9 protein-coding genes are annotated in these 10,614 nt (G+C 44.7%); 7 read left to right on the top strand and 2 right to left on the bottom strand.

The window, feature by feature from the left end; genetic code table 11:
- The coding region (gene dxs / locus ACEW8S_RS06360; RefSeq protein ID WP_373517337.1) for a 1-deoxy-D-xylulose-5-phosphate synthase at positions 1-1,500 on the top strand (1,500 nt) is incomplete at its 5' end.
- 58 nt (positions 1,501-1,558) lie between these two features.
- Positions 1,559-2,692, top strand: a complete 1,134-nt coding sequence (locus tag ACEW8S_RS06365; protein ID WP_373517338.1) for a DUF3078 domain-containing protein — start codon at positions 1,559-1,561, stop codon at positions 2,690-2,692.
- Here the strand turns inward: ACEW8S_RS06365 and dgt are convergent.
- Complete coding sequence (gene dgt, locus ACEW8S_RS06370; protein ID WP_373517339.1) at positions 2,689-4,032, bottom strand: dGTP triphosphohydrolase; 1,344 nt, start codon at positions 4,030-4,032, stop codon at positions 2,689-2,691. The two genes, ACEW8S_RS06365 and dgt, sit on opposite strands and share 4 nt — an antisense overlap.
- A 339-nt stretch (positions 4,033-4,371) precedes the next feature.
- Here dgt and ACEW8S_RS06375 point away from each other — a divergent pair, with 339 nt between their 5' ends.
- The 4 genes from ACEW8S_RS06375 (at position 4,372) to ACEW8S_RS06390 (ending at position 8,288) form a co-directional block, all read left to right on the top strand.
- On the top strand, positions 4,372-4,548 hold the full coding sequence (locus ACEW8S_RS06375; RefSeq protein WP_373517340.1) for a hypothetical protein: 177 nt from the start codon (positions 4,372-4,374) through the stop codon (positions 4,546-4,548).
- A gap of 44 nt (positions 4,549-4,592) precedes the next feature.
- Positions 4,593-5,429, top strand: a complete 837-nt coding sequence (locus ACEW8S_RS06380; protein ID WP_373517341.1) for a porin — start codon at positions 4,593-4,595, stop codon at positions 5,427-5,429.
- 82 nt (positions 5,430-5,511) lie between these two features.
- Positions 5,512-7,803: an anion permease gene (locus ACEW8S_RS06385; RefSeq protein ID WP_373517342.1), complete on the top strand. Its 2,292-nt coding sequence runs from the start codon at positions 5,512-5,514 to the stop codon at positions 7,801-7,803.
- Positions 7,804-7,895: 92 nt separating this feature from the next.
- The gene (locus ACEW8S_RS06390; RefSeq protein ID WP_373517343.1) at positions 7,896-8,288 is read left to right on the top strand and encodes a carboxypeptidase-like regulatory domain-containing protein; all 393 of its coding nucleotides are present in this window, start codon (positions 7,896-7,898) and stop codon (positions 8,286-8,288) included.
- Positions 8,289-8,379: 91 nt separating this feature from the next.
- Here ACEW8S_RS06390 and ACEW8S_RS06395 read toward each other — a convergent pair whose 3' ends face one another.
- Positions 8,380-8,739 carry a toxin-antitoxin system YwqK family antitoxin gene (locus tag ACEW8S_RS06395; protein ID WP_373517344.1) on the bottom strand — a complete coding sequence of 120 codons (360 nt, stop codon included), beginning with the start codon at positions 8,737-8,739 and terminating at the stop codon, positions 8,380-8,382.
- A gap of 365 nt (positions 8,740-9,104) precedes the next feature.
- On the opposite strand from ACEW8S_RS06395, the gene ACEW8S_RS06400 reads away from it, so the two are divergent.
- A complete protein-coding gene (locus ACEW8S_RS06400) occupies positions 9,105-10,598 on the top strand; it encodes an IS1634 family transposase (protein WP_373517345.1) in 1,494 nt (497 codons plus the stop codon).
- The last annotated feature ends 16 nt before the right edge of the window (positions 10,599-10,614 follow it).

Raw genomic sequence — 10,614 nt, forward strand, 5'->3', positions numbered from 1 at the left:
ACCAATCGCCAATTGGGCGGTATCAGTGGCTTTCCCAAGCGAAGCGAAAGCGAGTATGATGCTTTTGGAACGGGACACAGCTCGACATCGATATCGGCTATTTTGGGGATGGCCATCGCGTCAATGTTAAAGGGTGATACCGAAAGACAGCATATAGCGGTTATCGGCGATGCTTCCATTGCCAGCGGAATGGCTTTCGAGGCCCTCAATCATCTTGGTTCAACCGATGCCAACGTGCTGGTCATATTAAACGACAACGCTATCGGAATAGATCCCAGTGTCGGGGCCCTGAAAAAATACTTGACCAACGTTAAAAAAGGCACGGCCAAGGAAGAGAATATTTTTGAGTGCCTCAACCTCAATTATTCCGGCCCTGTGGATGGGCATGATATCGCCCTTTTACTCCTAGAACTCGAACGGCTTAAGTCGGTCAAAGGCCCGAAACTGCTGCACGTGATTACCACTAAGGGAAAGGGACTTCAAAGAGCGGAGGAAGACCAGGTGGGCTACCACGCCCCGGGAAAGTTCGACCGATCTACAGGGGAACTACAGCCAAAAACCGTTACCGACCAGCCAGCCAAATATCAGGATGTCTTTGGCCATACCCTCGTCGAACTCGCCGAGAAAAACGAAAAAATAGTCGGAATAACTCCGGCCATGCCTACGGGAAGCTCCCTAAAATATATGATGGCCGAGATTCCGGAACGGGCCTTTGACGTAGGTATAGCCGAGCAGCACGCCGTTACCTTGGCCGCCGGGATGACCACTGAAGGTCTTATGCCTTTTTGTGCCATTTATTCTACCTTTTTGCAACGGGCCTATGACCAGGTCATCCACGATGTCGCCCTACAGAACCTACCAGTGATTTTCTGCCTAGATCGAGCAGGCATCGTCGGTCAGGACGGGGCCACCCATCATGGAGTTTACGATATTTCTTACTTGCGTTGTATCCCGAACCTTGTTATTTTTGCCCCGATGAACGAGACGGAACTCCGAAATATCATGTATACCGCGCAATTGGGATTGCCACATCCTATTGCCATCCGGTATCCTCGAGGCCGTGGGGTTCAGGTGGATTGGAAAACCCCTTTTGAAAAAATCGAAATAGGAAGTTCAAGGGAACTCCGAAAGGGTTCGAAAATTGCCATCCTATCCCTAGGAAATATGGGCAATATGATAGCCGAGCTTATCGAAGAGTTTAATAACGGCCAAATCGGACACTATGATATGCGTTTTGTTAAACCTTTGGACAAAAAAAGGCTCTTTGCTATCTTCGAAGATTACGAATATATACTGACCCTCGAAGATGGTTGCAAAGCCGGAGGTTTCGGAAGCGCTGTTCTTGAATTCGCCAACGAAACCGGACATGCCAATAAACTGGTCATCATGGGCATCGACGACGTATTTCTAGAGCACGGTACCGTGGAAGAATTGCACCGCTTGGCCAAAATCGATGCGGCATCCCTAAAAACGCGCATAAAGGTTCTGCTTGATTCATAATATCGAACCGAATGGCAATCCTTCACAGTATTCGTAAAAACCAAACACCAAACAAAATATGACAGGCCACTGGATAGTTACCAAAGTAGTTCTTGCCTTTCTTTTTATTTTTTGCTTCTCCGCTCTCCCCGCCCAAGACAGGGATTCCCTTCCGCAACAGCGGGCGATAGATACGGTCGCCATAGACACGACAATAGTCGCTACCGTGGTCATCCGTAGGACACAGAGGAAAATGAAATTTGTTCCCCGAAGTGTCGAATTGATGAACCCGGTGATATCGTTCAGGCAGACCAAAGCTTTGGAAGAAGAACCGAACCGTTTCCGAGTACCTTCGTTTTGGACGAACGTCAACAAATTCGGCATCAATTTTAGCGAGGTCGCCTTTGTCAACTGGAACGCCGGTGGCAACAATTCGGCCTCGGCATTGGGCAACGCCCGTTTCGAGCGCAACTATAAATTCCGATATACCCGGTGGGACAATTACATGGATCTTCGCTATGGCCTGAACCTGCAAGAAGGACAAAAACTTCGCAAAACGGACGACGCCATACGTCTTAGTTCGACCTTCGGCTTTCAGAGGGATACGATCAGCAACTGGTACTACTCCGCAAAGGCGAACTTTAATACCCAATTTTCGAACGGGTACAAATATCCGGATAGGGAGAACCCCATTTCCAGATTTATGGCTCCGGGCTATTCGTTTCTGGGGGCGGGCACCTCCTATATCACCAAAGACCAAAAATTCAACCTTTATATTTCCCCGCTAACCCAAAAATCGACTTTTGTACTAGATCAAGAACTGGCGAATAAAGGTAGCTTCGGTGTTCAAAGGGCTGTACTCGATACGGAGGGAAACATAATCGAACCCGGCGATAATGTCTTTCTCGAATTCGGCTTTCATGTCACCAATACCTGGGAAACCGAAGTATATAAAAATGTGCTGCTCAACCATCGAATCAGCCTTTACACCGACTATCTACAGGGATTCGGGAACATAGACGTCGACTGGGAACTCAATATCGATCTTAAGGTCAACAAATATATGGTCACCACAATTGGTACCCATATTATCTACGACGACAATATACTTTTTGATGAAGAAATCAATGCGCAGGGTCAGGTGGTGAACCCCGGTAAGACACGCGTACAGTTCAAGCAGTTATTGGGGGTCGGGGTTTCTTATGTGTTTTAAAGCGATTTCCCCATGATCTTATTATGTATGTGAACCGCCGCACTGTCGGAAAGACTGGCTACATAACAACAGGCATTTAAAAGGATGTCATAAACGCTGGCCTCCGTATTTCTATAAAATTTAGGTAAGGTCCCTAGTATTAGATTATCATAATTCGACATCTTATGTTCTTTCCTTCGGATTAGGGCATTCGTGTATACCTCTAGAATATCGGAAATAATCCGATAGCCCGCAATCTCCTTTTCGATCACTTCAGTTGACCGGTATATCTTATCGACACTAAGGGCAATGATATCCTTTATCTGGGCTTGATAACGGCTTTGGTCCAAGAGCGAAGTGCTAAAAGTACCGTTTAGTATTTTATCTTCATTGGCATCAAAAACGGATATAGCATCGCCAATTAGCGTGCTTATGGCAAGCGCTCGCAGATAACTCAAACGATCCTCTTGATAATTAAGGGAATTGTACTTTTTTGTATTTATAGTGTTCTGCACCAATTTGATGAGGTATTCCAATGCATAATCTTCAGAAATAAGACCGAGGTTTATACCGTCTTCAAAGTCGATAATGGTATAGCAGATGTCATCTGCTGCCTCGACCAGATAGGTCAAAGGGTGACGAGCGAATGAAATTTCCGCTTTGTTATTTCTGGAAAGCAGTCCCAATACAGCGGCAATTTCATTGAAGGCATCCTTTCCCGATTGAAAGAATCCGAATTTTTTATCGGCGATATGTGGCGACGGTTTTTTGGGGAGCGATTCCTTAGGGTATTTCATAAACGCGCCCAGTGTCGCGTAACTCAAACGCAGGCCTCCCTCGACCCCTTCCCTAGACTGGGTCAACAACCGGAAACCGTTGGCGTTCCCCTCAAAATCGATCAAATCCTGATACTGAACGTCAGAAAGAACCGATCGGTATTTTTTTCCGTTTCCATTTTCGAAATATTCCCCGATGGCTTTTTCGCCGCTATGCCCGAACGGTGGATTCCCAATATCGTGTGCCAGGGCCGCAGCGGCGACGATGGCCCCGAAGTCGTTGAAGCGATAGCCTAAGGTTTCCCGTAAATGGGGATGTTTTTCCAAAATCATTTTTCCCGCAATTCTTCCTAAGCTCCTTCCGACCACCGAAACCTCAAGGCTGTGGGTCAATCGGGTATGTACAAAATCTGTTTTGGAGAGGGGAATTACCTGGGTCTTATCCTGCAAACTCCGAAATGCGGCCGAAAATATAATCCGATCATAATCGACCTCGAAACCAAGGCGGGTATCATCCTGTTCTTTTCGTAGGCGTTTGTTTTTATCGCCGTAACGTTTTAGGGAGAGTAGTGATTCCCAATTCATAATACCTTTCCTATTTTAGAAAGTGCAAGATACCTTTTTACAGCTTTTTTTACTATAACACAGGTGCGATTTGATATCTTGAACCCATTTTACCGCAGTTTTTTGTTTGTATATTGCGCTCAATTTAACCTCATAGTAACCTTAATTTAACTTAGCGAGACATTTTCCTTGAACCTATCGGAAACCTATTTCAATGAAAACCAATAGTTTAATTATTTGCTTGGTAGTGCTGAATTCCATGGGCTCCCATGCCCAGGAAACCAATACCACCGTTTTCGGGAACGGAATCTTTGACCTTGTCGGAAAGGATAGTTCCTGGAGCATGAAATCGGTGCCCGTATGCAGTTGCTGTCCATTGCCAGTTGGGATAAAGGAGATAACGGAGGCCTTTCAAATCCCGAACAGAACTTTTTGGTACGGAGGGCGCGCTTAAAATTCGACGGATTCGCTTATTCCCCCAAACTGAAATACAAGCTCGAGCTGGGGCTCTCGAACAGCGATCTTTCGGGGGGCTAGGAATTTACGGAAATGCACAACGCTATATCTATGATGCGGTGGTCATGTGGAATTTCTACCAAAACTTCGAGCTTTGGATCGGACAGACTAAATTACCGGGAAATATTGAGCGTGTCATCTCTTCGGGAGACCTACAGCAAGTAGACCGTTCCCTTCTGAACGCCAACTTTAACATCGATCGTGACATCGGATTTCAGCTTAGGCATCATTTCAATCTGGACGATACTTTTTTGATACGGGAAAAATTGACGTTCTCCCAAGGGGAGGGACGAAATGTCGTCAACGGAAACTTGGGCGGACATCAGTATACCGCCCGGCTTGAACTATTTCCCTTGGGAAGGTTTACCGACGATTCGGAGTACGACGGAAGTGACCTGATATGGGAAGAGACACCAAAACTGATGCTGGCCGCCACTTACGATACCAACCGGAACGCTGTAAAAACGGAAAGCAACCAAGGTTCGTACATGGCGAACGATGTCGGGTTTTTCGAGACCGATATCAATACCATTTTTGTGGATGCCATGTTCAAATACCGTGGCTTTTCTTTTATGGGCGAGTATGCGAAAAGAACAGCCGATGAGCCCATCGCCAAAAATTCCGACGGCACTACCACCGGAGACATAGTGCAGATCGGTGATGGGTTGAACCTTCAGACGGGCTATTTGTTCAAAACGGATTGGGAAGTTTCCGGCAGGTTCACGAACATCGAACTTGATGGGGACGTTACGGGCAGAAATCCACAAAAACAGTTTACCTTGGGGCTCTCGAAATACATTGTTGGCCATAAACTGAAAGTGCAGACCGATGTAAGCTATCTTTCCGAAGATGCGGGAACAGATGAACTGATGTGCCGTTTGCAGGTCGAGGTACATTTCTAACGTACCCTGAAAATATAACGTTTAGGTAACATTCCGTTTAGGGTTACCATAGATATTTGCAAGTTGATTTTTTCTAAAAGTTATGGATAATATTTACTTGATAATGATTGTCGCACTGGCGTTTCTCGCGGTAGCGGATCTTGTCGTAGGCGTTAGTAACGATGCGGTCAACTTTTTGAATTCCGCTATCGGTTCAAAAGCCATTTCGTTCCGCACCATAATGATCGTTGCCAGCGTTGGTATCGCCCTAGGCGCCATTTTTTCAAGTGGTATGATGGAGGTCGCACGGAAAGGTATCTTTAACCCTAGCGAATTCTATTTCAACGAAATCATGTTCATTTTTATGGCCGTGATGATCACCGATATCCTGTTGTTGGATTTTTTCAACACTTTGGGAATGCCTACATCCACTACGGTTTCCATTGTTTTTGAACTTTTGGGGGCATCCGTAGCCATGTCGTTGATTAAAATCGGTGTCGACAATGGCTCTTTCGGCGATGTGGTCAATTATATCAATACTTCAAAGGCGACAGAAATCATTTTGGGCATATTGCTTTCGGTCGTGGTGGCCTTTTCGGTCGGGGCCCTGGTACAATGGGTATCCAGACTACTGCTTAGCTATGATTTCGAGAAAAAGGCCAAATGGGTCGGCGCGCTCTTCGGAGGCTTTGCCCTTTCCGCGATTACCTACTTCATTTTGATAAAGGGCATAGGCGGAACCTCTTTTGCAGAACAGAGTTTTGATCTGATCGGTACTCTTACGATACAGGAATTCTTGGAGACGCGGGCATGGTGGCTCGTAATTTTGAACTTTGTATTATGGTCGTTGATTTCCTATTCGCTGATGACCCTGGCAAAAGTCAATATTTACAAACTGATCATAGGCGTCGGTACTTTTGCGCTTGCCTTGGCCTTTGCGGGCAACGACCTGGTCAACTTTATCGGGGTACCCATAGCCGCATGGCAATCGTACGAGGCTTGGCAGGCGTCGGGGGAATTGGCGACCGAATTCGGCATGGGCGTACTGGCCTCAAAAGTACCTACGCCGACCGTACTACTGTTTATTTCGGGCATGGTGATGGTAGCCACTTTATGGTTTTCGAAAAAAGCAAGGTATGTGACCGACACGGAGATAAACCTGGCTCGGGAGGGAGAGGGTAAAGAACGTTTTCAGCCCAATTTTTTATCTAGGAGCATCGTACGCCTGACTATCGGCATCTCAGAGGCTACACAAGCCATTTTGCCCAGTTCGCTCAACCAAAAACTGGCCGTTCGCTTCAAAAAACCGGTCATCGTCCTCGCTAGGGACAAAACCTACGAAAAACCCGCCTTCGACATGGTTCGGGCCGCGGTAAACCTCATGGTCGCTGGTGTACTAATCTCTATCGCGACTTCGTACAAACTGCCTTTGTCGACCACTTATGTTACCTTCATGGTGGCCATGGGCTCGTCACTTGCGGATAAGGCCTGGGGTGCCGAAAGCGCGGTATACCGGGTCGCTGGGGTACTCAATGTTATCGGTGGATGGTTCGGAACGGCCATTATCGCCTTTGTTGCGTCCGGTGTGATTCTCGCCCTGATAAGTTTTGGTAAGGGTGCCGCTATTGCAGTCTTACTGTTCGCAGCGGTATTGATATTGGCTAGAAACTATATATCCTATAGCAAAAAATCCAAAGAAATAAAGGCTGAGGACAGTTTACAAAAAGCGGAAAGTAGCTCCATACAAGGCGTTATAGAAGAAAGCGCCGACAACATATCCAACGTCATCAAGCGAAGTAAAAAAATATACACCAACTCAATCAACGGTCTGGCGAAGCACGATCTTAATCTTCTGAAAAAGAACAAAAAACAAGGGGCAAAACTATCCGCAGAAATCGACGAACTGCGCGACCACATTTTTTACTTCATCAAAAATCTTGACGAAGCTAGCGTAGGTGCCAGTAATTTTTACATAAGCATACTAGGCCTTTTGACCGACATCACCCAGTCTTTGGAGTATATCGGAAAGGTCAGCCACAAGCACGTTCACAACAATCACAAAAAATTAAAGTACAATCAGATCAAGGAACTGAAAGAAATCGACCATAAACTGGAAGAGATTTTTTCCAATACCAAACAAGCTTTCGATGAAAGATCTTTTAAGCAAATTGGAAAAGTGTTGGAAAACAAACAAGAACTGTTCGACCTTGTATCACAAAAAATCGAGAAACAGGTAGCAAGAACACGTACCGAAGAGTCAAGCCCCAAAAACACCACGCTATATTTCTCATTGCTCTTGGAAACCAAAGATCTTATGAAGGTCGTCATCGACCTCTTGGAAACCTATTACCAAGAATATGACGGTACGATCATTCCTGCCAAGATTATGGAATAATGGTCTTTAAAATTGAACTAGACTTAATCTGTAGATAACCTTAACTTAACCTGGAACGTTTTTATTTGCATCGAATTACTTAGAACGATGTCATGAAAACTATTTTTCTAATCGCTAGCTTCCTATTTTCCTTGGTCGTCTATTCCCAATCGCATGGATCCGTATCCGGCACCATAACCGATCTGGAAATGAACGGCGAACCATTACTGTTTGCCAACATCGAACTTAAGGATACCGAATGGGGCGCACAGACCAACCTCAACGGTAATTTTGAAATGAGCGGAATTACCCCTGGAAAATATATTTTAGCCATAGGTTTTCCGGGATATGAAACCTTGGAAATACCTATCGAAGTATCAGAAAATGAGCTAGTACGGATTCAGGAAGAGCTCTTTGTCAAATCAGTCGATGTAGGTTCGCTTTTGGATTCCGATCTCGATACCGAGGCGAAAATTGCGGTATTGGTGCCTACGCGGGCAAAATAAAGTACCGAGGTGCTACTTTTGGGTATGCCGAAAAATATATCCCTTGAAAGACAGCGCTTCCAAGGGATATATTTTTATTTGTTTTATCCGTTTAATTTTTGGTCACGACCCCTGTACCCTTTTCCCTATCTACTACACTGGCAATAACGTTATCGGAGAATTCGACCTCCTTAACATTGCCATCCGTCCAGAAAATCCATTTTCCAGTGCGGATTCCTTTATTATAGTTTCCCATGGAGACCTTGTCTCCCGTTTCGCTATAACTGACCCACTCACCGTGCAATTTACCGGCCAAATCGAAAGTGCCCTTTTGGCTTACTTCCCCGTTATCGTGATAATAGGTGGTTTCAATAAGATTGGTGTCCGTGTTTAGCTTTACATCTTTCTCTTTTTGGGAAAAGCCATACGACGTACTGAGGATAAAAACAAAAACTAGGATCAAATTTTTCATGGCATAACAATTTTAGAATCTAAAGGTACATAAAATTTACATTAAAAATAAGATTACTTAACGATAAATTTACATTGAAAACGTCCGGATCCCCGTTTTAGTATCGAATCCCTTTTAAAAAGGTCTATCCTCGGCGCTACCGTTCAACGAAAAATATATACCTATTACGAAAATCAGGCGTTAGCATAAGACGAACATCATAAAGTTATACGTCGTATGCGCATTCCCAAACTGTCCTATATACTGATATCCACCATTCTTTTAAGCCCTGACTTGTCCGCTGGTTTCGTGCCTTATAAATATTAATTTGAAAATCAATGGTTTATAAAATATTTTATGTAGTTTGACAGCACTAACTGGGTCAAATGCTGCACATCAGAACGGTTCAGACCAAGGGTAATTCCCGTTCGGTTCAGGTATATTATTATCAGAAGGGCAAACGGGTAATTGTCAAACATATCGGTTCAGGGACAACCGGTGCTGAAATCGTGGCCTTGAATGAAATGGCAAGACTCTTTATTGCCGATAGAACTGGACAGACCTATCTCTTCGAAGATTCCAGACCTAATGAAAATGAAATCCTGGTTAGTCAATGCGATTACATTGGTTTTTACTATACCTATCTATATGATGTACTCCGGGCAATACAGTACGAACTTGGGCATATCATGGAGGTGGATACGCTTTTGAGCGACCTAGTAATCATGCGCATCTTTGAACCTGCTTCTAAATTGCGTTCCATTGAGTTGATGGAATCCTATTTCGGCATCAGGCACCGCCGCCAACGGTTCTATGAATCGACACCCCGATGGCTTGCACTGAAACAGGGCATAGAGAAACGGACATTGGACTTTGCAAGGAAACAATATGACTTTGACCTTTCATTGATGTTCTATGATGTCACCACCCTTTACTTTGAAACCTTTACCGAGGATGAACTGCGCAAGAACGGTTTTTCAAAGGACAACAAATCTCAGCAGCCCCAGATTGTGGTAGCGCTAATGGTTACTCCCGAGGGCTTCCCTGTGGGTTATGAGGTGTTTTCGGGTAACACTTTTGAAGGTCATACACTGATCCCAGTGATTAAATCCTTCATCAAAACCCATGATGTGGATTATTTTGCTGTGGTGGCGGATGCAGCCATGATCAGTACTGAAAATGTGGATGCGCTCAGAGCCGAAAAAATAAATTACATAGTGGGAGCTAGACTGGGCAATATTCCCTCTGAACTATTGGAACAGATCGATACCAAACTTCCAAGGAAGGACGGTAGCACAATTAGGCTAAAAACAGAACGGGGTCATCTGATATGTAGTTTTTCAAAGAAAAGATATAACAAGGACAAGTACGAGATGCATAAGCAAATAGACAGGGCCAAGACCCTACTGGAGCAGCCCTCAAAAGCCAGACGGATAAAATATCTGAAATCAGGTGAAAGTAAGATGGAACTGAACGAAAAACTCATTGCAAAGACCACCAAACTGTTGGGTGTCAAAGGGTATTATACAGACATTGAACAGACCATAGCCAGCAACGGAACCATTATTGAGAGGTACCACGACCTTTACAAGATCGAACAGGCTTTTAGAGTAGCCAAAGGAGATTTAAAAACTAGGCCCATCTTCCATTTTAAAGAGAATTCCATCCAACTGCATGTGCTCATCTGCTTTATGGCTCTGGCAGTCTCAAAGCACATTGAGATATCCGCTTCCATATCGATTAGAGCATTTTTAGATCTATGCAAAAAAATGACCGAGGCTAGGCTTATGAACAGAATAACCAAAAAAGAAATCCGGATGAAGGCGGCAGCACCGCAAGAATTACAGAAAATTATTGCCAAAATGCTCAGACCGCACTAAATCGGACAAGTCAGGA

The organism is Pricia sp., assembly GCF_041745955.1.
Taxonomy (GTDB): domain Bacteria; phylum Bacteroidota; class Bacteroidia; order Flavobacteriales; family Flavobacteriaceae; genus Pricia.